The organism is Bacteroidales bacterium, from assembly GCA_014860585.1.
Taxonomy (GTDB): domain Bacteria; phylum Bacteroidota; class Bacteroidia; order Bacteroidales; family 4484-276; genus RZYY01.
The window spans coordinates 38,470-65,214 of sequence record JACZJL010000085.1 but is presented as its reverse complement, the minus strand read 5'-3'; the positions used below and the strand labels follow the sequence as shown (position 1 = coordinate 65,214).

The 26,745-nt window shown below is 43.0% G+C and carries 23 protein-coding genes; 12 read left to right on the top strand and 11 right to left on the bottom strand.

Annotated features, from left to right (window positions below):
- Position 1: 1 nt before the first annotated feature.
- The 7 genes from IH598_08605 to xseB all read left to right on the top strand — a co-directional run bounded on the left by IH598_08605 (position 2) and on the right by xseB (position 8,087).
- Positions 2 to 1,414, top strand: a complete 1,413-nt coding sequence (locus tag IH598_08605; protein MBE0638567.1) for an efflux transporter outer membrane subunit — start codon at positions 2 to 4, stop codon at positions 1,412 to 1,414.
- A 209-nt stretch (positions 1,415 to 1,623) separates the two neighbouring features.
- Entirely contained in the window at positions 1,624 to 2,058 is a 435-nt protein-coding gene (dut, locus tag IH598_08600) for a dUTP diphosphatase (protein MBE0638566.1), read from the top strand.
- A 137-nt stretch (positions 2,059 to 2,195) separates the two neighbouring features.
- Complete coding sequence (locus tag IH598_08595) at positions 2,196 to 3,941, top strand: tetratricopeptide repeat protein (GenBank protein MBE0638565.1); 1,746 nt, start codon at positions 2,196 to 2,198, stop codon at positions 3,939 to 3,941.
- Positions 3,934 to 4,785, top strand: a complete 852-nt coding sequence (locus tag IH598_08590) for a DUF4292 domain-containing protein (GenBank protein MBE0638564.1) — start codon at positions 3,934 to 3,936, stop codon at positions 4,783 to 4,785. Before IH598_08595 ends, IH598_08590 begins: the two co-directional genes overlap by 8 nt.
- 58 nt (positions 4,786 to 4,843) lie before the next feature.
- Positions 4,844 to 6,370 carry a glycine--tRNA ligase gene (locus IH598_08585; GenBank protein MBE0638563.1) on the top strand — a complete coding sequence of 509 codons (1,527 nt, stop codon included), beginning with the start codon at positions 4,844 to 4,846 and terminating at the stop codon, positions 6,368 to 6,370.
- 96 nt (positions 6,371 to 6,466) lie between these two features.
- The gene (gene xseA, locus IH598_08580; GenBank protein MBE0638562.1) at positions 6,467 to 7,873 is read left to right on the top strand and encodes an exodeoxyribonuclease VII large subunit; all 1,407 of its coding nucleotides are present in this window, start codon (positions 6,467 to 6,469) and stop codon (positions 7,871 to 7,873) included.
- A complete protein-coding gene (gene xseB / locus IH598_08575; GenBank protein MBE0638561.1) occupies positions 7,866 to 8,087 on the top strand; it encodes an exodeoxyribonuclease VII small subunit in 222 nt (73 codons plus the stop codon). Before xseA ends, xseB begins: the two co-directional genes overlap by 8 nt.
- 60 nt (positions 8,088 to 8,147) lie before the next feature.
- On the opposite strand, the gene IH598_08570 is transcribed toward xseB, so the two are convergent.
- The 10 genes from IH598_08570 to IH598_08525 form a co-directional block, all read right to left on the bottom strand.
- The gene (locus IH598_08570) at positions 8,148 to 8,798 is read right to left on the bottom strand and encodes a hypothetical protein (protein ID MBE0638560.1); all 651 of its coding nucleotides are present in this window, start codon (positions 8,796 to 8,798) and stop codon (positions 8,148 to 8,150) included.
- A 38-nt stretch (positions 8,799 to 8,836) separates the two neighbouring features.
- Positions 8,837 to 9,349 (bottom strand): hypothetical protein, encoded by a 513-nt coding sequence (locus tag IH598_08565; protein ID MBE0638559.1) that lies wholly within the window; start codon positions 9,347 to 9,349, stop codon positions 8,837 to 8,839.
- Between the two features lie 64 nt (positions 9,350 to 9,413).
- Positions 9,414 to 10,514, bottom strand: a complete 1,101-nt coding sequence (locus IH598_08560) for a hypothetical protein (GenBank protein ID MBE0638558.1) — start codon at positions 10,512 to 10,514, stop codon at positions 9,414 to 9,416.
- Entirely contained in the window at positions 10,501 to 11,070 is a 570-nt protein-coding gene (locus tag IH598_08555) for a hypothetical protein (protein MBE0638557.1), read from the bottom strand. The genes IH598_08560 and IH598_08555 overlap by 14 nt, the downstream gene beginning before the upstream one ends.
- A 68-nt stretch (positions 11,071 to 11,138) precedes the next feature.
- Positions 11,139 to 11,732, bottom strand: coding sequence for a sigma-70 family RNA polymerase sigma factor (locus tag IH598_08550; GenBank protein MBE0638556.1), 594 nt, complete (start codon positions 11,730 to 11,732; stop codon positions 11,139 to 11,141).
- A 155-nt stretch (positions 11,733 to 11,887) separates the two neighbouring features.
- Positions 11,888 to 12,961 carry a glycosyltransferase gene (locus IH598_08545; protein ID MBE0638555.1) on the bottom strand — a complete coding sequence of 358 codons (1,074 nt, stop codon included), beginning with the start codon at positions 12,959 to 12,961 and terminating at the stop codon, positions 11,888 to 11,890.
- On the bottom strand, positions 12,958 to 13,728 hold the full coding sequence (locus tag IH598_08540) for a glycosyltransferase family 2 protein (GenBank protein ID MBE0638554.1): 771 nt from the start codon (positions 13,726 to 13,728) through the stop codon (positions 12,958 to 12,960). The genes IH598_08545 and IH598_08540 overlap by 4 nt, the downstream gene beginning before the upstream one ends.
- Before the next feature lie 33 nt (positions 13,729 to 13,761).
- On the bottom strand, positions 13,762 to 14,487 hold the full coding sequence (gene lptB / locus IH598_08535; protein ID MBE0638553.1) for an LPS export ABC transporter ATP-binding protein: 726 nt from the start codon (positions 14,485 to 14,487) through the stop codon (positions 13,762 to 13,764).
- Between the two features lie 34 nt (positions 14,488 to 14,521).
- Complete coding sequence (locus tag IH598_08530; protein ID MBE0638552.1) at positions 14,522 to 17,011, bottom strand: carboxypeptidase-like regulatory domain-containing protein; 2,490 nt, start codon at positions 17,009 to 17,011, stop codon at positions 14,522 to 14,524.
- A 52-nt stretch (positions 17,012 to 17,063) separates the two neighbouring features.
- A complete protein-coding gene (locus tag IH598_08525) occupies positions 17,064 to 18,035 on the bottom strand; it encodes a KpsF/GutQ family sugar-phosphate isomerase (GenBank protein ID MBE0638551.1) in 972 nt (323 codons plus the stop codon).
- Between the two features lie 349 nt (positions 18,036 to 18,384).
- Here IH598_08525 and recQ point away from each other — a divergent pair, with 349 nt between their 5' ends.
- The 5 genes from recQ (at position 18,385) to IH598_08500 (ending at position 24,967) form a co-directional block, all read left to right on the top strand.
- A complete protein-coding gene (gene recQ / locus IH598_08520; GenBank protein ID MBE0638550.1) occupies positions 18,385 to 20,550 on the top strand; it encodes a DNA helicase RecQ in 2,166 nt (721 codons plus the stop codon).
- Positions 20,551 to 20,628: 78 nt separating this feature from the next.
- Positions 20,629 to 21,024 (top strand): DUF4296 domain-containing protein, encoded by a 396-nt coding sequence (locus tag IH598_08515; protein MBE0638549.1) that lies wholly within the window; start codon positions 20,629 to 20,631, stop codon positions 21,022 to 21,024.
- Between the two features lie 167 nt (positions 21,025 to 21,191).
- Positions 21,192 to 21,509: a thioredoxin gene (trxA, locus tag IH598_08510; protein MBE0638548.1), complete on the top strand. Its 318-nt coding sequence runs from the start codon at positions 21,192 to 21,194 to the stop codon at positions 21,507 to 21,509.
- Positions 21,510 to 21,705: 196 nt separating this feature from the next.
- Positions 21,706 to 22,641, top strand: coding sequence for a DUF58 domain-containing protein (locus tag IH598_08505; GenBank protein ID MBE0638547.1), 936 nt, complete (start codon positions 21,706 to 21,708; stop codon positions 22,639 to 22,641).
- 76 nt (positions 22,642 to 22,717) lie between these two features.
- Positions 22,718 to 24,967 carry a helix-turn-helix domain-containing protein gene (locus IH598_08500; GenBank protein MBE0638546.1) on the top strand — a complete coding sequence of 750 codons (2,250 nt, stop codon included), beginning with the start codon at positions 22,718 to 22,720 and terminating at the stop codon, positions 24,965 to 24,967.
- Here IH598_08500 and IH598_08495 read toward each other — a convergent pair.
- Positions 24,964 to 26,739, bottom strand: a complete 1,776-nt coding sequence (locus IH598_08495; GenBank protein ID MBE0638545.1) for a T9SS type A sorting domain-containing protein — start codon at positions 26,737 to 26,739, stop codon at positions 24,964 to 24,966. The two genes, IH598_08500 and IH598_08495, sit on opposite strands and share 4 nt — an antisense overlap.
- Positions 26,740 to 26,745 lie beyond the last annotated feature (6 nt).

Sequence of the window (26,745 nt, the reverse complement as noted above, 5' to 3'; positions counted from 1 at the left end):
CATGGCTAAAATCAAGCTTTTATTTATCCTGCTGAGTGGAGCCGTAATTTTTCTGCCAGGATGCATGCTCGGCCCAAAATACCAACGGCCAGAAATTGACAGTCCAAATGCTTACATGCTTTCTACTTCAGCCGATTCAACAATAAACCTTAAGTGGTGGGAGCTTTTCAGAGATCCTGAACTGGATACTTTAATCAAAATTGCCCTTGTCCAGAACAAAGACGTTCGCATTGCTGCGAGTCGCATAGACCAGGCAAGAGCCGTTTTAGGATACACACGCCCCAACCAGTATCCAGGCATTGGTTATGATGGTGGAGCATCAACCGGAAACTTTTCGGGAACCCAGAAATATGCAGACGTTTCGAATAATTTCTTTGCCTCAGCCAACCTGCAGTGGGAGATTGATTTTTGGGGGAAATACCGTTCGCTGACCGAAACAGCAAAAGCTGACCTGTTGGCAGGTGAGTATGCAAAACGATCGGTGGAAATTGCCATCATTTCAGATGTAGCCTACGCGTATTTTCTTTTGCTCGATTACAAAGAAAGGCTCGCCGTTGCTGAACGCACTCTTGAGTCGCGCAAATACACCACCGAACTTTTCGCCCTGCGATACGAAAAAGGGATCATCCCCGAGCTTGACCTCAACCAGGCACAAATCCAGGAAGCCATTGCTGCTGCATCAATTCCGGAATATGAACGAGCCATTGCACAAACCAACAACGCGCTCCAGATTCTGCTTGGACGTCACCCTCAATCCTACATCCCCGGCAGCACCCTAATTACTCAGCAGATCCCGCCGGATATTCCAACAGGTATTCCGTCATCCATTCTGGAAAGGCGCCCGGATATTTTGCAGGCCGAGCAATTCGTTGTGGCACAAAATGCCCAGATCAGTTATGCACAAGCTTTGCGTTTGCCCTCCATTGCTCTGACAGGTATGCTGGGTAGCGCCGGTTCCGATCTCACAGCCTTTACCACTGGAGGTCTTGGATGGTCGGCTGCCGGAGGGATTTTCGGTCCCATTTTCAATTTCGGCAAAAACAAAAAAAGGGTGGACATTGAAAGATACAGGACTGAAGAAGCCATCATTCAATATGAATCCGTCGTTTTGCAGGCCTTCAGGGAAGTGGAAGATGCACTGGTGGAGGTTGAAACTTACCGTCGCCAGTTGGCCATAAACGAGTCCCAATATTTGGCTGCTCTTAATGCAAATAAATTATCAAGGGAGAGGTATGATGCAGGGGTGACCAGCTACCTGGAAGTTCTTGACACCGAGCGGACCCTCTTTTCCATTGAGATAGAACTTGCTTACACCAGGCAGGCCTATTTGTCTTCTTACGTTAAGCTCTACAAAGCATTGGGCGGTGGATGGATTACACCGGAAGAAGAACAACAGGCTCAAACCAATCAGTAGAATTCCCAATTAATAGTTTATCCTTTTTCATTGGTTTTGGGCTTGAAGGGTGATTAACAAAAAAATCAATGCAGCTTATTGACTTCCAGTAACATAGAAAGATGACCTTTGCAACAGGTATGCTATGAATAATTCATGTGAAGCAAAAAAAATGGATTGTTTACACCCATTTTCTTTTCCTTATTTTTGCCGCCTTATTTCAATGTATGATGAGAATCAAAATTGTAAACACCTCTAAACATCCCTTGCCAGCTTATGAAACGGTGGCTTCAGCCGGGATGGATTTACGTGCAAACCTCGAATCACCTGTAACCCTGAAATCGCTGGAAAGATCATTAATACCTACAGGACTGTTTGTTGAATTACCTGTAGGTTTTGAGGCTCAGATCAGACCAAGAAGCGGATTGGCTGCCAGGCATGGGATTTCACTCGTTAACACACCGGGAACCATTGATGCTGACTACCGTGGTGAAATAAAAATCATTTTGGTTAATCTGTCTAATGAGGCTTTCGTGATCAATGATGGTGATCGCATTGCGCAAATGATCATCTCAAAGGTTGAACATGCTGAATGGATCCAGGTAGAAGAATTGCAACCAACCGGACGCGGCGCTGGTGGTTTCGGTCATACAGGAAAAAAATAGATCTTACCCTGGCAAATTTATTCACACCAATCAGAATAAAATCATGTTTTTAATTGTTAATTAATCGCTATTGAATATTTAACCTGAAGTCTTGAATTGTTGAAGACGGTTTATTAAATAGATAACAGAAGCATAACATGATAAAACAACGTTTAATAAAACTTTTTGTAATACTATTCATTTTGTTGGGCAGCTTTGGCCACCACCTGGCGGCACAGCGAAAACCGAAAGAAAGTAAATCACTATCGGAACAGCAAATCAACCAGCGGAAAGAACTCTTTATGAATGCCGCTAAAGAGCGGATTCTCGGCAACTGGGTTGAAGCGGAGCAACTGTACAGGGCAGTGCTGAATATTGACCCTGATCATGATGCCTCGATGTATGAACTGGCAAGGATTTATGGCATGGCCAATCGTCCGGGCGACGCTGTTCATCTGATGGAAAAAGCCATAGAAATAAATCCGGATAACGAATGGTACTATCAATTCCTGGCCGACCTTTACAAACAAACCTATCAGATCGACAAACTGATGCTCACCCAGGAATCCCTCATCAACCGGTTCCCTGACAAAATTGAATACCGTCTTGACTTAGCAATGTCTTATATCATTGCAGGAGATTTTAAAAAGGCCATTGCGGTTTATGACGAAATAGAGGACAAAATCGGAAAAACCGAGGATATTTCTCTTCAAAAGCATAAATTATATCTCGAATCAGAACGTCCTAAGCAAGCCCTTGCTGAAATAGAAGGTTTGGTCAGCGCTTATCCTGAAAATGTCCGTTACCTGCAAATTCTGGCTGAGTCATATTTAGCACTTGGCCAGGAAAGTAATGCACTTGACATTTACAAAAGAATAGCTGAAATTGAGCCTGATAACCCGTTTATTCATATCTCGCTGGCCGATTTGCACCGCTCCAAAGGTGAAGATGCCCTGGCCATCGAAGAGCTAAAGCTGGGATTTGCCAATCCGGACCTTGATCTTGATACAAAAATACAGGTCATGCTCTCCTTCTTTACCATAGATGAATTTTATAATACAAAAAAGTCAACCGTGCTGGAATTGTCTACCTTACTGGCCGATGCACATCCGGACGATACAAGGGCGCTTTCGATTTATGGCGAGATGCTCTACCGCAACATGCAGTATGAAAAGGCGCTGGAGGTTATTAACGAGGTACTCGAAAAAGACATCAGCAGCTACTCAATGTGGGAACAAAAACTATTTATCGAAAACGACCTTCTCGACTCCAACGCAGTACTGGCCACAAGCAACAGCATGATCGAACTTTTCCCCATGCAACCAATCGCCTACCTGTTCAATGGTTTTGCCCATTACCAGCTGAAGGATTTCAACGCTGCCCTCCGTCCGCTTGAAACCGGTTTAACTTTGGTAGTAGACAACAATGTCCTAGAAGCGCAATTTTACAGTACTTTGGGTGATGTTTACAACCGATTGAGTGAATTTGAAAAATCTGATGAGAGTTACGAAAAAGCCCTTGAACTAAAACCGGATGATGCTTTCATTCTCAACAATTACAGCTATTACCTTTCGCTAAGAGGTCAAAAACTGGAGCGCGCACGCGAAATGGCCGCTTTGGCCAACCAAATTAGTCCCGATAAATCATCATTTCAGGATACTTACGGGTGGGTTCTTTTCAAACTGGGTGAATACGCAGAGGCTGAAAAATGGATCAAAAAAGCACTCGACAGTGATGAAGAAGACAGCGCTGTGCTTTTGGAACATTATGGCGATGTGCTTTTTAAACTCGGAAGAAAAGATGAAGCCTTGCAATACTGGATCAAAGCGGGAGAAAAAAGTAATGAAAACGACACTTCAGAGTTTTTAGAGAAAAAGATACGAACCGGAACTTTATATGAGTAAAACAATCATCAGGTCATTTTATCCCAAACAGGTTTCCTTATCGCATCTGCTAATATTCATTTTGATCGTCACTTTCTTTGGTGCATGCCAAAGTAATCGAAGTGCAATAAAAGGACCCATCAAAGAGGAAGGTGTCGATTACCTTATGACGAAACTTCATGATAACGAATTGAAGTTCAAAACGCTCACTTCAAAATTTACAGTTGATTACTCCTACGACCGGAAACAAAACGACTTCAAAGGCCAGGTGCGGATAGTCAAAGACAGTGCCATCTGGATCAGTTTTAACCAGGACCTGGGAATCGAGATTGCACGCTTTCTTATCACTGAGGATTCTGTTAAATTCATCGACCGGATCAATAAGAATTACTTCGCAGGAGATTATGTGTTCGTCAATGATTTCCTGAGTGCCAACATCGATTTCGGGATTCTGCAATCACTCCTGATTGGCAATGACTTTGAGTATTATGAAGACATAAATTTCAAAGCCTCTGTCGACGGTAAAAGATACCGCCTGATCACAACCGGCCGGAATAAACTGAAAAAATTCGTCCGGAATAACGAAGACAACACACGCTTACTTCTGCAAACCATCTGGCTCGACCCGGCTTCATTTAAAATTAGTGAAATTAGGCTTAAAGAACTGACACGTAACAGCAAAAAACTCACTGCATTTTACTCTGACTTCCTGGACCTCCAAAATATGAAATTTCCCACCCGGGTTGATTATACAATCGAAGCCGATGTTCCCGTAAAGGTAACCGTGAAACACATTAAAACAGGAATGGATGAGCCCATTTCGATGCCTTTTAACGTTCCGGAAGGTTACCCGATAGTAAACTGACCAGAGGCAGGAAAGTATTTACCATACCCACAATTCACAATTCTTATATTTTTGCAGCATGACAAACAACGAAGACAAACTGAAAAAAATAATTTCCCACTCCAAGGAGTATGGGTTTGTATTTCAATCCAGCGAAATTTATGATGGACTGAGTGCCGTTTATGATTACGGTCAATACGGCGTTGAGATGAAAAACAACATCAAGAATTACTGGTGGAAATCCATGGTTCAGCATCATGAAAATATTGTCGGACTGGATTCTGCCATATTCATGCATCCTACTACCTGGAAAGCATCGGGGCACGTGGATGCGTTCAACGATCCGATGATTGACAACAAAGATTCTAAAAAACGTTACAGAGCTGATGTTCTTGTGGAAGATCATATGCTGAAAATCGAAGGTAAGATTGAAAAAGAAATAGAAAAAGCGGCAAAACGTTTTGGCGATGCCTTTGACCGTGATCAATTTGTTGCCACTAACCCGCGTGTCTTAGGTTATGCAGAACAAATTCAGGATATCAGGAAACGCCTTGTGGCTGCCATGGAAAGCGATGATCTGACTAAATTCCGGCTGCTTATTGAAGAACTGGAAATTGTTTGCCCTGTCTCCGGCTCCCGCAACTGGACCGATGTCAGGCAATTCAACCTGATGTTCTCTACACAAATAGGATCGCTCACCGAAGGTGCAAACACGATTTATCTAAGACCTGAAACAGCTCAGGGAATTTTTGTGAATTACCTCAATGTGCAGAAATCAGGCAGAATGAAAATCCCATTTGGCATTGCACAGATTGGCAAAGCCTTCCGGAATGAAATTGTTGCCAGGCAGTTCATTTTCAGGATGCGGGAGTTTGAGCAGATGGAAATGCAGTTTTTTGTCAGACCCGGAACAGAACTCGACTGGTTCAGATACTGGAAGGAACAACGACTGAAATGGCACCTCGGAATGGGGATTCCGGAGGAAAATTACCGTTTCCATGAACATGATAAACTCGCTCACTACGCCAACGCAGCTTTTGACATTGAATTCAATTTCCCCATGGGCTTTAAAGAATTGGAAGGTATTCATTCAAGAACTGATTTCGACCTCGGTGCACATCAAAAATTTTCAGGTAAAAAAATCCAGTATTTTGACCCGGAACTTAACGAAAACTATGTTCCTTATGTAGTCGAAACTTCGATTGGATTAGACAGGACATTCCTTGCCGTCCTATCTTTCTCCTATAATGAAGAAACCCTTGAAGACGGATCGGAACGCGTGGTAATGCGCATACCGCCATTCCTTGCCCCCATCAAGGCAGCCGTATTGCCTTTGGTGAAAAAGGACGGATTGCCGGAAAAAGCCCGCGAAATCTTCGACAACCTGAAACTGGACTTCATGTGCCAATACGATGACAAGGACGCCATCGGACGTCGTTACCGCCGACAGGATGCCATCGGAACGCCTTACTGTATCACCATCGATAACGAAACGCTCGAAAACAACACAGTGACCATCCGTGAACGTGACTCGATGAAGCAGGACAGAATCCCGATAGACAATATTGCCGGAATCATTGCAGGCAGGCTGAAAGAGGTGAGATAGAGCTGTCCGCTCACTTCTCATGCGTTGTTGCCGGAAATCCGAAACAACCATCCTTTCCTTTCATTGTGCTATATTTGTCAGCATCAAATTCCCACCATGCCCGAAAGTGTTCAGAACCATAAGGTATTTTCGCTGCTCGAAATTACACAGAGCATTCAGCGTGCTTTTCAGCAATGGTACTCAGGTGCTTACTGGATCAAAGCGGAGATGAATAAACTCAATTTTTACAAGTACTCAGGGCATTGCTACCCCGATTTGGTGGAGCGGCAGGATGGCAAGGTGGTGGCACAAATCAGGGGTACACTTTGGAGCGACGACTTCAACCGCATCAACAACAATTTCTTAAGCATACTTAAAGAACCACTAAAAGACGGAATCAACATTCTATTTCTGGCCAAAGTAAGCTTTAGTCCTGTGCATGGCATCAGTCTCATGATCCTCGATATCGATCCGGCATACACTTTAGGTGATCTCGAACGTGAGAAGCTGGAAACCATCAAAAGATTGAAGCAGGAAGACATCTTCGACCAAAATAAACTACTCCCTCTTGCTCCACTCCCGCAAAGGATTGCCATCATTTCTGTGGAAACCAGCAAGGGATATGCTGATTTCAAAAAAATAATCAAAGGAAACACCTGGGGGTACAAGTATTTTCTAATGCTGTTTCCGGCGTTGCTGCAGGGTGATAAAGCACCGGAATCAATAATGGGTCAGCTATCCCGGATAAAAAGAGTCATCCGTCATTTTGATGCTGTGGCCATTGTTAGAGGTGGTGGAGGAGAAGTGGGTCTTTCAAGTTATAATAACTATCAACTGGCCAGGACTATAACCACCTTTCCCATTCCGGTACTGACAGGTATAGGCCATTCCACCAACGAAACAGTTGCGGAGATGGTTGCACATACCAATGCCATCACACCCACTGAACTGGCCGACTATCTTATCCAGAAGTTCCATAACTTGGCTGTACCATTGAACGATGCCAGCAGAAAAATCTCCGGGTTGTCCCAAAGCATTATGCATTCTGAATGGAAGCGCCTTATCGAAGAGGTGCGTTATTTCAGATCGGTGACAAGCTATGCAATCATGCGTAATCGTGAGTTGGTGATGAGTACAACACGGCAAACTGCCCAGCATGCCAAAACAAGTCTGAAAGAGCAAAAGGGGCATCTGAACTCACTATTTAACGAATTACTAAAACTCCCATCAATATATATAATCAGGGCTGTTAATGAGTTGGATCAAGAAGTTTTTCTACTGAACAAGAACATGGATGCATTTTTAAAATCCACAGAAGGAGAACTTTCCAGCCTTGAAAAACAATTGAGTTTGTTGCACCCTGAAAATGTGCTTAAGCGCGGCTACAGTATTACTTTGTTAAATGGTAAATCGGTAACCTCAACGAAGAACATTGTGCAGGGCGATATCATTGAGACCATTTTGCATCAGGGAAATCTAAAAAGCAAAATAATAAAAACATCAAATACCGAGGATCATGAGTAAACAAATGGACTATACAGAAGCCTTTCATGAGCTTCAGCAGATTGTAAGCGAAATCGAAAAGGGCGAAATCACTGTTGATGAACTTTCGGCTAAGGTGAAAAGAGCATCCGAGCTCATCAGGATTTGCAGGAAAAAACTAACTACAACCGAAAGCGATGTCAGCCGCATTCTTGCAGAACTCGATGGTTCCGGGATTGAAAGCGAAGAACAGTAATGCCGAAAAAAAAGCCGGTCAGTCTTATACGCTGCCGGCTTCCGTGTTTAGTGTGAATTGTTAGAATTTTCCAAATTTCAACGATAACCCCGTTGAAAATCCATCCAGCACGTGTTCGTCGGTTTTCACGAGGTTAAGTCCCGAAGTGTAACGATAATAGGCGCCTAAGCCGATCCGCATAAACTTTACCATGTTAAATTCAATCTCGATACCCGGTTCAACCACAAAAAACGGCGAACTGTCGATGGTATAATAATCCCAGTCGTCACCCTGGTAGTCATACCAGCCATTGTTTACATAGGCAGCACCCCCTCCTCCGATTAGGATTGGTAATGCAACGTGCACAGGTTGATGTGGAAAAAGAATTGGCTCAATCAGCAATCCTCCGTATCCTCCGCTGAGAAAATAGTCATCGTATGTTTGTCCACCTATCTGTAAATCATCATAGGCAATCTGGTTGGCGAATCCATATCCCCCCAATCCTATAGCAATTCCATGATTGATAATCCATCCGCCCCTGCCGCCAACGAGGATGACATCCTTATCTTCAAATTGAGAATAATTAATCAGGAGCGCTCCGTAACCCCCATGTGAAATTTTGTCGTTATTGCCAAACAAGGTGCGGATTTCCCCCTCTTTCTGTTCCTGAGCAAAAGACAAATTGCAAATAACAAATGTTGCAATTAAAAACATCAGACTTGTTTTTTTCATTGTGAAATAATTTATGGATTAATAATTTATTGAATTCATTAAAATGTGTACCTCAAAGTAAATCCGAAATCCCAGAGGTCAACCCTGACCATATTTTCGCTGAAAAATTCGATAAACGGTTTGTAATCGAGGCTCATGGCCAGTGGAATACTGTAAAAATGGTATTCGGCGCCAACAATCCCATCAGCCCCTAATACCGGATTGAACCTTGTGTCGGTATATATTTCGCATCCATTTACCCCTTGTCGTGCGTAAGTTCTTTCAATTCCTTTGTACCCTGCATGTCCGCCGGCGCCATAGTATAAGTATAAGTTACTGATCCGGTCAGTTTTGATAGGTTTATAGGCTTGAATAAGACCGATAAACTGTATTCCATTGTCGCGGAATGCAAGAATCGTTTCGAATCCCCGGTAATAATCTTCAATATACTTGTAGGAGATCCCTCCATGCCCAAAGCGTACTCCGATCGAGTTTACAACTTCCTGCGCTTTAGAACCTTTTGCTGCAATCATTACCAGGGTAATGACTAATAAACTGATTACTCTTTTCATACGGCTAATTTTCATCATTATTGACAAGATTAAATGTTAACAGTTGCAGTTGAATCAAATTATTTTAAAAATTTGTTAGCGACAGCTGTCCTGAGGTGATGTTGATATTCACATCAGGGAAATTTTTTCCTGAACCGATCATTCCTGAACTTTGATACAGTCCGGCTTTTTCGTCGATCACTTCCTTTTTAATGTTTGAGAAATCGAGGGTATTTGCGAGGGTTGTCTGTTTTGAATACGCCAGCATCAGTTTAAATGCCGATGTTTTGTCAAAATTCAGGCTGACCTCGGTATATTTAGCGGTGAGATGAATGGCGCCAAATGTTTTGTGAACTGACTGCAGGTCAATTTTTCCATAGTTGGCAGTCAGGATGGCATTTGTTGTTAATTGATCCATACGTAAATCTGTGAATGACAGGTCGCCTTTGATGACCTTTACTGCGTCAATGTTGATTTTATCGCGGCGGGAAGTGATCTCGAGGGATTCCACAACGCCAAAATCAAAGGTTGAAGACTTTGAATCGAGCCGAACTTTGCCTGCCTGTTGAATTTCCACCTCTGCATAGCCCGATGAAATTTTACAGTCGCCTGATTTTTTGATATTTACCGAGCCAAAATCAATTTTCAGATCGAGCTCTTTTGAGAATTCATTGGCCTTCATATCGCCGTTGGAAAGGATAATGTTGACCCGCTCTTTAAAATCAGTCATAAAGATGTTCCCAAATTTATTTTCAATTTTCAGTGGGCTGCTTTCCGGAACAAATACCTTGTAATCAATCTTCACACGATTGGTAGCGGTAAACAAGGTGTTGGCAAGGCTGCTCATTTCATCAAGAAACGTTCCCTGAGGATTTTTAAATACGGTTTTGGCAATCACATAATGTGAGGTGGGTAAAAAGTCAAAATTAATTTCGCTCATGGTCTTTTCGGCCTTGTCCATTTTGTTCGAAACCACCACGAGGTTGATCTCAAATCTCACGGAATCCTTGTCCCAGGCTACAATATGAACATTTCCGTACTTATTCGAAATCTGAATTTCTGTTCCGGCATTGATAGCGAATGCCCTCGTTTCGTTACGAACACTTTCGTAGGCAACGGCACTGAATTGACAGGCCAACAGCCAAAAGATCATTAAAATTAATGGTCGCTTATTATAAGTTGACATCATTTGTTTGGTTGGTTTCTGTTTCTTCATTTCTTGCTGAGCGCATCTGGCTCAGCACATCTTCAAGTATATCGAGTTTAATCCGGTAATTCTGGATCATGGCTTCGATCACTTCCTCATTGGAGGCATTGTCTTTCAAATCACGCTTCAGGTCGGCATAAATACTATCCAACTCCACCAGTTCATAGTTAATTTCCAGTTGAATTTCAGGTTGATCCTGCGCCAGCAGGTTCAGTTCCCTCCGACGATCGTCAATTTGTGCTGTGTAAAAAGCTTCGGCTTCGATCATCATTTGAATCATTTCCGAAGGTTGTTCGGAGGTGGCTTCAGCAGTCTGCGGTATTGGCTGCCGAGGACTCATATAGTCATGAAAATAGTAAGAGGCGACAAAAATTACCAAAACGGCTGCAGCTTTCCAAAGCACATTGTTCCAGCTAAACATGGGAATAACCGGTTTTGGTTTCCTGATACGCTCAAACAGCGCAGGATCAGGTTCGAACTCGTCGAACTTATCGCGGTTGCTGATAATAAACTGTTCTAATTTATCTTTTTTCATTTTAATCGGAATAATCTTTTCTTCACCTTTATGATTGACCTTTATAATTTGCTGATGTTAATCACATCCTAATTTTCATTGAAGTTACCTCCCCCACTCAGAAGTATTTCCTTAATCCTTCTTTTTGCCCGCATGTATTGCGATTTTGAGTTAGACTCGGAAATACTGAGTATCTCTGAAATCTCTGTATGATCGTAACCTTCGAGCAGATAAAGCGAAAAAATCAACCGGCTTCCTTCAGGCAACTGCACCAATGCCCTTTTTACGTTTTCTACGCTTAACTGATTCTCGTATTCCTGGTCTTCCGTTTCATCTTCGCTCTCAAACATCACCATGTCGTCAAAGAACTCCAGGTCAGTTTTACGGCGGTTGATCTCGTTAATACAATGATTAATTACAATTCTTTTGAGCCATGAACCAAAACCTGAATCAAACCTGAATGTATCCAACTTCCCAAAAGCATCCGAAAAGGCTTCCTGCAGCAAATCTTCAGCAGCTTCGCGTGTTTGCATCATTCTGAGGCAGATGTTGTACATCGAACGCGCATAGAGCTGGTAAAGCTCGTATTGTGCCCGCGCATCACCTTTTCTGCATTTTTCTATGACGTCTTTGTGTACCTCTGTATGCTCCAAATTCGCGTTATTCTGAATGACCTTTCGCATTAAAGACAAAATTTAAAATCAAGGGTTGCAAAAATCCCCGGCAAGATTAAATGAATCTGACTACATCGCATTTCGACGCGGAATTATTGCCAATGAATATAGCAGGTTTGATTTTGTAAAGTCTCCATTACCTGCGAGGTTTGAAGTGTGGGGAATCAGGCTGTGAGAAAATCCTTTATCTGCCTGTAGGTTTGCTCAAAATCAAATTCGCGTTCTACTCTCTCTCGCCCGGCTTTTCCCATGGCTAACCTGAGACTTTTATCTTTAATCATTAAAGTGGTTTTTTGAAAAAGCTCATCCATGTTGCCAGGTTCAACCAAAAAACCGGTTTTTTGGTTGTCAATCAATTCGGGATTACTGCTGTGATTGAATGCAATGACCGGTTTATGACAAGCCATCGCCTCAGCCAGCACATATCCGAATCCCTCCCATTGAGAGGTTAAAACAAAAATATCAATCTGTTGCATAAAGGCCGTAACATCTTTCACATATCCAACCAGTTGAATGAATTGTTGCAAACCTTCCTTTGCAATTTTACCCGCCAGCTCTTCCCTGAGCCTGCCATCCCCACCGATCAGTATTTTGAAATTAAAACCGCCCTCCCGCAACATTTTCCCCAATTCGATAAACAGGTGTTGTGCTTTTTGCTTTTCCAGTCTTCCAAGGTTACCGATGATCACCGGGTCATTTTGAGCCCTTACTGGGAAAACAGGCAGATCAAACTCCGATAGGTTCAATCCGTTATAAATCATCCTTATCCGTTCCGGTTCAATCAGGTCTGGCTTGTTGGAAAGTATTGTCCGTTTTGTTTCCAGCGAATTGACCAAAACATCGGTGATTACTTTTTTAAATAAAAAACGGTTGAGCATGGTATTGCGAATCGGGATGGCACTGCCTCTGCGGTAAATGACCCTGCGAACTCCGGCCAGCCGGGCAGCAATGCCTGCCAGTTTTAGATCAGCCGGAAGGTTCATCACGATCGCACGCACCCGGTGCTTCCTGAAGAACCGCTTCAATCGCAGCATTTTGAAAACATTCAGAAAACTTAGGTTCGAAACAGTGAGCGCAATTGGTTTCAGCCCTTTTGCCTCAAGCCTTTTTTGTAATTCTGAATTCGTGTTTGTTATCACAATTACTTTTTTGCCCTCATCCAAAAGTCTGGTAGCCATATCAAAATGCCATTTTTCGCCACCTCCCCAGGCTTTGGTTGTATTGAAAAAACAGATCATGACTGATGGGTTTTTGGTCTTTCCTGCTGCAACTGCCAGGCTTTGAAATATTTCAGGAATGTTTGAAGAGCCGAAATCCGGCAGATCACATAACCGTTGTATCCGTCAAGAAATCCGAGGTTGAAAACATATTTCCGGATAAATTTCACCAATGGATTAATCAACACTTTTAAAAAAGAAACTTTTTTTCCGCTTTCGACAAGCTGCCGTGCTCCGATCGTGCTGAATTTATTGGTCTGTGCAATGTGTTCCTCAACGCTGTAATAACTGTAATGCAGCAGATTACCGGTGAGATGGCTGACTTGTATTGATTTGTCATAGATAAGATCCTCATGAACTTCGCCTTTCCAGACGGCTTTGGTTTTGTCGAAAATTCTGAGTTTAGTGTCGGGATACCAGCCACAATGGCGGATCCACTGACCGCAGTAATTGGTTAACCGGTTGAAACTGGAAAATTGAGGATCGGGCAGCTTTTTCCATCCAAGGATTGATTCTTTCAATTCTTCTGAAATAGCCTCATCAGCATCAATGGACAAAATCCAGTTGTTCGACGCCAGGGCATTGGCATAATTTTTTTGACCTGAATAGCCTTTCCAGGCTACCTGGAAAAACTGCACTCCAAAACTTTCACAAATCTGCTTTGTATTGTCAGTTGAAAGGGAATCCACAACAACAATTTCATCGGCAATATCAGAAACGGATTCGAGGCAGCGGCCAATGTTGCGCTCTTCGTTAAAAGTGATGATGACGGCTGAAAGTTTTGGCATTTTTGGTTTTTGTAACCCTGTCAGGGTTGATGATTATCGTCTGAGTTCAAAATTCTGTCCTAGATACACCCGGCGTACATGTTCATCGGCGGCAAGCTCTTCGGCATTGCCCGATTTCAGGATTGATCCTTCGAAAAGCAGGTAAGCACGGTCGGTAATCGAAAGGGTTTCGTGCACATTGTGGTCGGTGATGAGGATGCCGATGTTTTTCTCCTTTAATTTGCTGACGATATTTTGAATATCTTCCACTGCAATCGGGTCAACGCCGGCAAAAGGTTCATCGAGCAGGATAAACTTTGGATCAACAGCCAGCGCGCGGGCAATCTCGGTTCTTCGGCGTTCACCACCCGAAAGTGTAATCCCCTGGCTTTTCCTGACGTGTTTCAGGCCAAACTCTTCAAGCATCTGCTCAAGACGTTCTTTTTGTTCGATTTTGGTAAATCTCGAAAATTCAAGCACCGCCCTGATGTTGTCCTCTACGCTTAGTTTTCTGAACACCGATGCTTCCTGTGCCAGGTATCCTATTCCCCGCTGCGCCCGGCGGTACATCGGTTCGAAAGTGATTTCCACATTATCCAGCAACACCCTGCCATCGTAAGGCTTGATCAATCCGACCATCATATAAAATGTGGTGGTTTTTCCGGCGCCGTTTGGCCCAAGAAGACCCACGATCTCTCCCTGCTCAACACTCACCGACACATCGTTCACAACCATGCGCTGCTTATACTTTTTAAAAATATTCTTTGTTTCTAATATCATCTGATTGATTTTCAAATCAAAATTCAAAAATAGTTTAAAACTGTAACTGAAGGCTCACAAAAACAGCAAATTTTGTAATTCCCGGATGATCGAGGTAAGATAACCTCCAGATGGCATCCACCCTAAGTACCTTAAAGATGTTTTCGATTCCGGCTCCTGTTTCAAAGTAGGGTTTATCCAGGGAATACAAGCCTTCGGGAAATACAGAATAATCCTGGTTCTTCTCGTCAAGCCCCCCAATTAACGCTCTTCCGTAAACTACCTCACGCCATTTTAACTTACGCAACAAAGGCACACGGTTGAAAAAGTAACCGTCGAAATGATGTGTATAAAAAACATTCAGGTATTTGTCACTTACAAATTCATAGTAGTTCATCATGTTAAAAGCGTACTCATCATAGATAAAGGTTTCGTTTCCCTCATGCAGTTTGAGCAAAGGGTAAGGGAGTCTTCCCCATATCCTGCCGGTTTCGATCATGTATTTACTCCAACCTATATTAAGCACGTTGAACCAGTGCGTGATGCCAAGTTGTAATTTGTGGTATTCATATTCGCCGTTCAACTTTTTAGGAATACCATACCCATAGCGAATGTCAAGAATCGGATACTTGGCGCCCAGGCTGATCCGTTCAAACTCACCCATCAGATATTGCTCCCGGTAAGCCAGACGGGTGTCGAGCCTGACTTCAGTATAAGGTATCTTGTTTTGCGCCACAAAACTTTGCACGGTATCGTCGTAGAAGTAAAACTGAAAATCCGTATTTGCAGGCGAATAAAGATCGCGGTGGATGAAATTGATTGTGTTTTGAAAACCCGTGAACCACTCATGTTCATAGTAAGTTTTATACTCCCTTACCATCGAAAGTTTATCAGCCGGATTTCGCCTGAACAGGAAAGCGAGGAAGAAATCCTCTCTGAAAGCGTTCTCACTGGCGCCCAATTGCTCGATATCAAATTTGTACGAAGCACCGAGCGCCCGCCTAGGGTTTTTGCTGAGCATGTAAAGCAGCCCTGCGCCATACTTAAACTCCTGATCTTTTGTACCATAAGCCAGGTGACCATTTACCATCAATTTTGTGCTGAATGCATTACTGGTACGCCCGCCAATCCTCATTCGCAGGCCTTCAACATCATTCAGGCTTAAGAGTGAGGCATAAGGCCCATACTCAAAATTCCCTGAAACATAGTAACCGGTTGTGATCATCTCAATGATATCAATATAGGTATTGAAGCGAGGTAATGTCTTCAGCGTATCAATCATAAAGTAAATGGTCTTTTCGTCTCGGGTTAGCTCCTCATGGCGGTTTTCGACCCAAAAATCATCTGACTGTTTACTGGCATTCTCTTCCACAATGATATTTACCGGCGTTTTATAAAAATCATCCGTACGGGGCTGATTAACAACATAGTCGCGGTAGGTTGTGGTTTTGTGTCCAAAAAATCCCAACACTTTGTCATTGTTTTCGATCAGGTTAAAATCGCCGATCACAAAGTCTCTCACCGGCAGCCACGAGGTGTCGCTGATCAAATCGTAGGTTTTGGCTATCACCATGTCATTGATGAAGTTAATATTGGCATCATCTGCAATCTTCATTTCAATCTCCTTAATGGCAAATGTTGTATCGTGCACCCAGTAATGGCCGGTAAAAGTCAGTGTTTGCTTTCGTCGTGGTTTGAACATCACCTTGTAACACCATTTGTTGTCGTGATAAGCACTGTCGACAAGGTAATACCTGTAAAAATTCAGCCCGAAGTTGGCAATCGGGCTCACGAAATTTTTCTGAAAAAGCTCGATATAATTATCATAAACGTTGGTGTATTGAACTTTGTCGCCTAAAAACTGTGTCATGCTCTCGTTTTCGATTCCCGATACTTTGGTCGCTTTTATCTTTTCGATGGAAGCACGCGGATTCTTACGATAATAAACATTCGAAACAGCTTCAGAAAGAAAAATCGGAAGGTAGGTTTTACCGTTAACTGCCGATGTATCCACATAATCGAAAATGAAACTAAATGGCCTGAAAATCCTTTTTTTCCGGAAATCATCATCAATATTGTTCACATCAATCTGAATCTTATTGTATGCTTCGTACTCAAATGCATCAAATTTGGTGGGATCATTATTTGATTTGTTTTCGATAATTTTCCGCAATAATACTTCGGCAGGGTTTTCCCCGGCAACGATTACGACCGTTTGCAATTCGAACTCAAGAGGAACCATTTGAAAATCGATGTATTGGAATTTTCCTTTTACCACTTTTTTAATTTGCCTTTCGTAGCCCATGAAAGAGGCAATCAGGCTGTCGCCGGGCGTTTTAGTTTCGATGGAATATTTTCCGTTAAAATCTGACGTAATACCAATGGCTTTGTCGTTGAATACGATATTCACATAGGGCATGGGTTCGCCGGTTTGTTGGTCAGTCACAGTTCCCATGATTTTTGTCAACTGGCCGGAAACTGTCTGGCCAATCACCAGAAGAAGGGATAAAAGCAAGAAACTGCGATTGTTGGTAAACAAGTTCATAGGCCATTTGTAAGCAAACAATTAAACAATTAAGCGCGGTTGTTTATTGCTTTTACAAAATCCCTTCTCTGAGAATGTCGTGGATGTGAATTACCCCTAGGTAGACATTATTGTCGGTAACGGGGAGTTGGGTAATGTTATTGGTGCGCATGACATCGAGGGCATGGGCCACTAACATTCCGGGGCTGATTGTTTTTGGGTTCTTTGTCATAATATCAGATGCTTTCAATTCATTCATCGGCCTGCCACCCTGCATCATCCTCCGTAAATCGCCATCTGTGATGATTCCAACCAATTGATCCCCATTAAGCACTGCAGTGGCGCCAAGTCTTTTTGAAGAAATTTCAATGATGGCCGAGGGGATATCAGCATCAACCTGAACGGATGGTTTTTCATTGTTGGGAAAAATATCAGAAACCCGCAGGAATAGTTTTTTACCCAGCGTACCTCCCGGATGCAGCATGGCAAACTTTTCCTGCGTAAAACCGCGATACTCGAGAAGGCAAACCGCAAGGGCATCTCCCATCGCCAACTGGGCTGCCGTACTTGTGGTTGGGGCAAGATTGTTCAACCCCACCTCTTTTTGAACAGAAGTCCTGATCACAAAATCGGCCTGCCGGGCCAGGTATGAGCTGGGATTGCCAACCATGGCAATCAATTTATTCCCTGAAAGTCTGATAAATGGCAGCAAAACTTTGATTTCGGGAGTATTCCCGCTATTTGATATACCTATTATAATATCATCCGGCTGAACAATACCCAGATCGCCATGAACGGCATCCGCAGCATGCATAAAAATCGAAGGCGTTCCGGTTGAATTGAGCGATGCTACAATCTTTTGCCCAATAATGGCACTTTTCCCAATCCCGGTCACTACTACTCTTCCTTTAGACTCATAAATGAGCCGGACACAATTGGCGAAATTTTCATCAACAAATTCTTTTAATCCATTGATCGCCTCGGCCTCTGAAATTAGCGTGGATACAGCAATTTCACTGATTTGTCTGTTTGTCAAATGCTTCATCGTTCTATCTTTAACCTCAAAAAAAGTTAATTTTTTCGACAAATGTAATTCATTAATAAAATAAGGTTTAATTTTACTAATAAGTTCAGATCACTAATTTGATCTTCAAATTATTTTTGTTTAAAAATGAAAGATTTTATTTTTATTTGGTGGTTTGTAAAAAACATTTAGATTTGTACTGAAGTCTTAAAGTTGGAAAATGGATATTTAAAAATATAGTATCCAATATTTCGTTAGCGAGCTTCAATAATGATAATCAGAACTATAAAAAATACTATCGGATTTTTAAGCTTTTATGTTGGAACAGGAAATGACAATAACCAGGACAGAAGATTACCCGCTACATCAGATGTTGAAGCGGTTTTTTGGGTTTGATAGCTTCAAGGGACACCAGGAGGCCATCATAAAAAATCTTCTACAGGGAAACAATACGTTTGTAATTATGCCCACCGGTGGTGGAAAATCAATGTGTTATCAACTGCCGGCCCTAATGAAAGATGGCACAGCAATCATTATTTCGCCGCTTATCGCATTGATGAAAAATCAGGTGGATGCACTCAGGAATTTTGGGGCAAAAGAAGGAATCGCACATTTTTTAAATTCATCCCTGACAAAGCCGGAAATCATTCAGGTAAAAAATGATATGACCGAAGGAACTACAAAATTGCTTTATGTGGCTCCCGAATCATTGACCAAAGATGAGAACGTCGATTTTTTGAAGGGGATAGATGTTTCGTTCTATGCCATTGATGAGGCGCACTGCATCTCAGAATGGGGTCACGATTTCAGACCGGAATATCGCCGCCTTCGTCCTATTATCGAGTCTATAGGCAAAGATGTTCCTGTGATAGCACTCACCGCTACAGCAACACCAAAGGTTCAGCAGGATATTTTGAAAAATCTCAATATCATCGATGCAACAATTTATAAATCCTCCTTCGACAGGCCGAATCTTTATTATGAAGTAAGACCAAAAACAAAAGATGTGATTAAAGATGTAATCAAATACATAAAATCACACCCCGGCAAATCAGGTATTGTGTATTGTCTTAGCCGCAAAAAGGTTGAGGAACTTGCAGAAACACTCCAGGTAAATGGGATTAAAGCATTGCCTTACCACGCAGGATTGGATGCCGTAACACGCCGTAACAACCAGGATAAATTCCTGATGGAAGATGTTGATATCATCGTTGCCACCATTGCTTTTGGGATGGGTATAGACAAGCCGGACGTGCGTTTTGTGATTCACCATGACATGCCAAAAAGCCTTGAAGGTTATTACCAGGAGACTGGTCGCTCCGGTCGTGATGACGGCGAAGGAAACTGCATCACCTTCTATAGCTATGATGACATTCAGAAATTGGAGAAGTTCATGAAAGGTAAACCGGTAGCAGAACAGGAAATTGCCCAGCAACTGCTGCTCGAAACCGTTTCCTATGCCGAATCTTCAGTGTGTCGTCATCGCCAGTTACTGCACTATTTCGGCGAAGAGTATAAACAGGATAATTGTGGCGCCTGCGACAATTGCCTGCATCCCAAAGAAAAATTTGAAGGGAAAAAATATGTGACCATCGTACTTGAGGCCGTGCTCGAAGTGAAGCAACTCTTCAAGTCAAAACACATAGTAAATATTCTTGTCGGTAGAAATACAGCTACACTCAAGTCATACAAGCACCACCTGATCAAATCATTTGGCCGGGGTGAGGAAGAAGATGAAAAATTCTGGAATGCCGTTATCCGGCAGGCACTGATTTCCAACCTGCTTGTAAAGGATATCGACAATTACGGCCTGTTGAAAATAAGCAAATTAGGGTACCAGTTTTTGGATAACCCCTGGTCGTTCATGCTCACCAAAGATCATGACTATGACAACTTTGACGAAGAAGTTGACATCATTACCGGCGCTCACAAAACAAGTTCGGCCGACCAGGCACTGTTCTCTATGTTAAAAGACCTGCGGAAACAGATTTCAAAGAAAGAAAACCTGCCACCATTTGTCATCTTCCAGGATCCTTCGCTTGAAGACATGGCCATCCAGTATCCCGTTACCATGGATGAGTTGACTCAAATCACCGGCGTTGGAATAGGTAAAGCACAGAAGTACGGAAAGCCATTTTTGGACTTCATCAAAAACTATGTCGAAGAAAATGAAATCATCCGTCCGAACGACATGGTTGTAAAGTCGGTAGTGAACAAGTCGGGGCTGAAGGTTTATATCATCAAAAGTATTGACCGGAAATTATCGCTCGAAGACATTGCCCACACCAAAGACCTTGCTTTCGACGAACTCCTGAACGAAATCGAAAGCATTGTGGCATCGGGCACCAAAATCGACATCAATTATTACATCAACGAATTTGTTGACCCTTATCACCAGGAAGAAATTATCGAATACTTCCAGGAAGCCGAGTCGGATTCGATTGACGCAGCTTTGAAAGAATTGGGTGAAGACGAATTCAATGAATATGAAATCAGGCTGATGCGAATCAAGTTCATGTCAGAAGTCGGTAATTAATAGAAAAATTCAATACCCGGCGTGGAGTTCCTGACTTCAGACAGCCGCGCTTTTTCTTTAAAAAAACTATCAGCGATAATGAAACAACAACTTATTGCTACCCTATTACTGGTCAGCTTGCTGGCAGGTTGTGCCCCTTCGGGTGAAGGTGAATCAAGGAAAATCCCATCAAACATCATACAACCGGAAGCCATGGCAGCCATCATTGTAGATATTCAGATTGCTGAGGCCGTGCTGCGCGAGAACGAGCGATCGGGTAAACGTACTGACGACCAAACAGTGAATTATCTTTCAGAAGTTTTTGAAAAACATAGCATTACACGTGAGCAATTCATTGAAAGCACAAGGTTTTATGAAAAAAATATTGAACTTTACGATAAGATTTACGAAAAAGTGATCACCCAGTTAACCCAAAGGCAAACCGAATTAAAGAACCCGGATCAAAAGGACTTGAACCAGGAGAGCAGTGAATAATGGATAGTGTTTATCCAGTCATAATGATTGGGGGTTCAACCAACTCTTTGTATGATCTCATAATTAATATTCGTCGCAGGTTTGCCATTTTTCCGTATTGTACTTCCGATTGCAAAAACATTTTTTACTTTTGGCAAAATTTTTCACTAACCAAAAATAGTAAAATCATGGCCTTAGAATTCACAGATGCAAACTTTGACGAACTGGCGCTGAAATCAGATAAGCCTGTTATTGTTGACTTTTGGGCAGTATGGTGCGGCCCTTGTCGTATGGTTGGCCCCATAGTCGAAGAAATTGGAAAAGAGTATGAAGGAAAAGTTGTTGTCGGAAAACTCGATGTGGACACCAACCCTGCAATTGCCCAGAAATTCGGAATACGAAACATCCCCACACTTTTGTTCCTCAAAGGTGGACAAATCGTGGATAAGGTAGTTGGCGCAGTACCAAAACAAGTATTGGTAAAAAAACTCGAAGCAATCATGTAATTGATCGCCTGGCGAAACTGATGATTGAATGCCGGCTATTCAATCATTTACCTCTGCCGGTAAGGGTAGGCGTCATTTCATCATTAATCTGTCGCTTATCGGGCAAAAAAATCAGGTGTAACAGGAAAACAAAGCAAAAAAAATCCTGTTACACCTTTTTGATTTTCTTTTCGTTTGCATAGCTAAAAACAAATTTGTGGAATATTCGATAGACAAAAACAGACTTCAACAATTTGGTTCACTGGAATTCATTGCCCGGCAAGTGGTTGAAGGTTTTATCACCGGCCTTCATAAAAGCCCGTTTCACGGCTTTTCGGTAGAATTTGCCGAACACAGACTTTACAACACCGGCGAGTCAACCAAGCACATCGACTGGAAGTTGTACGGCCGGACTGACAAACTTTTTGTGAAACGGTACGAAGAAGAGACCAATCTCAGGTGCCAGATCATCATCGACAACTCCTCTTCGATGTACTTTCCGGTGAAGGACAATCTTTCCATTGACAACCCGAACAAAATCACTTTTTCGATCTATGCAGCCGCAGCCATCATTGGAATGCTGAAAAAGCAACGCGATGCCGTGGGACTCTCCCTGTTTTCTGATCGTATCGAACTCCACACGAATGCCCGTTCCACCACTGCCCATCAGAAATATCTTTACTCCCAGCTCGAAAAAATGCTTCAGCCCATCGGCGAAGAGATACATAAGAAAACTTTCGCTGCTGATTCTCTGCATGAAATCTCCGATAATATACATAAACGTTCGCTGGTGATCATCTTTTCCGATATGTTCGACAGCATGGCCAGCGCCGAAGAGGTTTTTTCTGCCCTGCAGCATCTGCGGCACAACAAGCATGAAGTCATTCTTTTTCATGTAGTTGATCAGGCCAAAGAAGTTGAATTTGATTTTGAAAACCGGCCATACAAGTTCATCGATATGGAGAGTGGCCACGAATTAAAGGTTAATCCCCTCGAGGTTAAAGACCTGTATGTTGCACAATTGAAGGCTTACAAAAACGAACTAAAATTGCGCTGCGGCCAGTACCGTATTGATTTCGTGGAAGCCGACATCAACAAAGGCTTTAAGCAAATCCTTCTCCCCTATCTGTTAAAAAGAGAAAAGATGTATTGATCTTCAGTCGACCTGCGGTTGAAGAAAAATATTTAGTTTTATCGCTGAATTAATTCCGGATCAATTGACTGATTTTATGCCAGCAGCCGAAAACCCATTGCATATCGCCTCCAGGTATGTCAATTGCACTAACCGGCATGTATTCATCACCGGGAAGGCAGGTACGGGAAAGACCACTTTTCTGAAAAGTATTTCAAAAACTACGCACAAGAAAACAGTGGTTACAGCGCCAACCGGAGTGGCAGCCATCAATGCCGGCGGGGTTACGCTACACTCTCTGCTGCAACTGCCTTTCGGGAGTTTCATCCCAAACGATGCTCCATTCGGTTTCTACGATATTTCATCAAAAATCAGCACCCCAAAAACCATTGTCAGAGACCTCCATCTCAGCAAGCGTAAGCTGATACTCCTTCGCGAACTTGAGCTGCTTATCATCGACGAGGTGAGCATGTTGCGTGCCGATCTTCTCGACGCAATTGACGCCGTTTTGCGTTTTGCACGGAGAAAAAGAGAGCCTTTCGGCGGGTTGCAGATTTTATTCTTCGGCGATTTATTGCAACTGCCACCTGTGGTGAAAGACCATGAATGGAGGTATTTATCAGCCTATTACAAATCCCCCTATTTCTTTGAGGCTAAAGCTTTACAGGGTAATCCGCCGGTTTATATCGAGCTTGAAAAAGTGTACCGCCAGAGCGATGCCGATTTCATTGAGATTCTTAACCATTTCCGCTTTAACAAACCAACACAGCATGATCTTTCGGTTCTGAATGCCACCTGTGAAAAGATGGCTGCAGTGCACAGCAGGAATGACTACATTTTCATCACTACACACAACCGTATTGTTGACGAAAGAAATTCCGATGAATTGGAGAAACTTAAAGGGAAACAATTTACCTATGATGCTGAAATTACGGGCGATTTTCCGGAACATCTCTACCCGGTTGAATTTACCCTTAAACTGAAAAAAGGCGCCCGCGTGATGTTTATCAAAAATGACTACTCCGGCGACCAGCTTTATTTCAACGGTAAAATCGGAACCGTATTAAGTCTTGATGAGGATGACATTGAGGTAGGTTTTGATGACGATTCTCAGGAGGTTTGGGTTGAGCCCTATGTTTGGGAAAATAAATCCTATGAACTCAACGAGGATACCGGCGAAATCATGGAAGAGGTAACAGGTACTTTTTCCCACTATCCGCTGAGACTTGCCTGGGCGGTTACCGTGCACAAAAGCCAGGGGCTCACCTTTGAAAAGGCGATTCTTGATCTTTCAGGCGCCTTTGCTCCCGGGCAAATTTATGTTGCACTGTCCCGGCTGCGGGCTCTCAATGGGCTGGTTCTGGCTGCTCCGCTCACTCATAACCATCTCCGAACCGATCAAATTGTGATCGCATATGCCGAAAACAAACCGGACATCTCTTCAGTAAGAGATCATTTGCAAGCAGATACTAAAGCCTATACTTTGAATAATGTGTTGAAAACCTTTGACTTTTCGGAACTGCAGCGCAATCTGTACTATCATCTCCAAAGCTATGATAAAGACGAAAGTAAGTCGGCAAAACAAAAGTATAAGACCTGGGCATCCAACCTTCTCAAGTCGTTCAGGGAGGTGGCAGAAGTGGCCGATAAATTTGTGACACAGGTCACCCGGTTGATTCAGCAGACCGATCAGCAGGGATTGGCAACGCTTCATGCACGGGTGGGCGCTGCCAGAAATTATTTTGATCCGATATTCAGGGATTTTACAAAAAAAGTTTTCGAGCAAAAAGTAGCCGTAAAATCGGAGAAAAAGATCAAAGCCTACCTGAATGAACTGATGGAGCTGGAAATGATGTTTCTACGCCAGATGTATTACATCCACAAAGCCGAAGCCATTATCAGATCAGCGATCGACAACACTGAATTGAAGAAGGATGAAGTGAAAGGTGATGCGATTTATGGTGAACGAAAGAAGATGGCTGAAGAAATCCGGACAAATCAGGGCAAAAAGAAAAGGAGAGATGAAAAAGAACGGAAGCAAGGCACCCGCGTAATTACTTATAGCATGTTTCTTGAGGGCAAAACAATTACGGAAATTGCAAAAGAACGTTCGCTGGCCGTGTCAACCATCGAAGGCCACCTGGTTCCTTTTGTTCAACAAGGGTTGGTTGACATCTCAAAGTTGGTTGATGCGGAGAAAGTGGCTGAAATACTGAAGGCGGCTTCAGAGTTTGAGGAGGGTCAACTTACACCGATTAAAGAGAAACTTGGTGCAAATTTTTCCTGGGGAGAAATTAAATTAGCGCTGGCAAGCCTTGAAAAAGAACGGCCGGAAAGCAAGCTTTAATACTTTATCCATTTCCCGCGCACCCTGCTTTTATCCGCCAATTTTGCATCAAAATAATAAATCCCCGGTGACAACCCACTTACATTAACCTGCAGATTAGGGTCGGTTAATTCAAGCACAATGCGCCCGTGAATGTCTATTAAAGTCAGGTTAAAAACTGGATCTTTACAGCTTATTGAAATGAAATCGCTACCGGGGTTGGGATAAACAGTTACCTGATTTTTTTTGTTTGCTAATTTTACGGCAGTTGGCTCGCCAGGAATGTGGAATGGGGTTGTTGTGATTGTTGAAGCCGATTCATCGTCAGTGTTAACTGTAAACCGCAAATAACAATCTTCCGATCCATAATCGGGTACTATCCATTGATGTTTGCCATTGTTGGGGAGATTTTCAGCCACCAGCCACCAGGGACCATCTGGTCCGAGTGCTGAAATTTCGATTTTTACAGTCGAAAAAACATTCCCCGGCACAGCCGATCGCCACTCAACAAAACGCACCGAACCGGGATAGAACGTTTCGGAACCTAATGGGTAAACCGCTTTTATCCACAACGATTCAGCCGGATTATTTTCGAAATAAACGTAAAGGAAGTTTTTATCAAACTGAATCCACCCTCCCGACAATTCCTGCGCAAGAATCACAAGGTCAGCGTAGCCGTTATTGTCAAAGTCGCCGCCGGTTCTCATTGCTCTTCCTAATCCCGGGTTTCCGTCGGTCATGAAAGTAGCATCGGGAGTCCAGTTTCCGGCGCCATCGCCAAGCCAAAGTTTGAAGTTCCGGTTACCGAAAGCCATCACATCGGCAAAACCGTCACTGTTCATATCACAAAGTTGGGTCATCTGATAAGTTCCGGAAGCCGGGAGAGTACCTGACAAGTTTTGCCAGCCTGAAGACCCATGATTCCATGAATAGACAAAAACACCACCGGAAGAGTTGGTAAATGAAATACCGGTTAACGCTTCAGGGTTTAAATAGGCCACATCAAATCCGGCCCTGGCTGTATTTCCGGCTCCCGGCAAACCGCTGTCATTATTGATGAAATTGCCCGTTCCATCGCCAAAATATACCGTACCGTACTGGTGCCCGCTGATGATGTCCATAAACCCATCTTTATTTATGTCGAATACCCTGACAAGCAGGGAAGTATTGCCATTAAGAAATCCAAAGGAATTTACCCATGTTCCGTCCGACTGGTTCAAATAAACCTGCAATCCGGAACAACAGCCAAAGGAAATACTTACCAGATCGAGAAGGCTGTTATTGTTAAAATCGGCGAAAGCCGTTCCAAACATGCCCCAGGTTTCTCCATTGGTCGCCAGCCCTTCATCCCATGACGTCCAGTTCATTCCCGTGCCATCGCCCAGGACAACCTCTATCAGCTGGTCTCCCCAGTTCGTTCCCGAATAGTTGTGATGCACGCCATAACCGACATCTTTATATCCATCGTTGTTCACATCTCCAACGGCAATACCCCCATAGCCAAATTGTCCGTTCGAAAAATTCTGAAAATTGCCCTGTCCATCACCAAACCAAACCATAATGCCATGCTGGTCGGAGTTGAAAAACGGCGAACCGTGATCGCCAACAGAAAGTAAATCGAGATGTCCATCCATATTGATGTCATCCAGTGCAAAATCAGTTCTTCCCTCTTCAAATTCGGGAATTCCAAGGCCATTGGTGACCCTGCTGTAAGAAAGTGTTTTTTGCCCAAAGAGAACTCCATGCAGCAATAATGCTGTGATGAACAAACAGGTGAAGGAGTAAGTTTTCATTTTTCC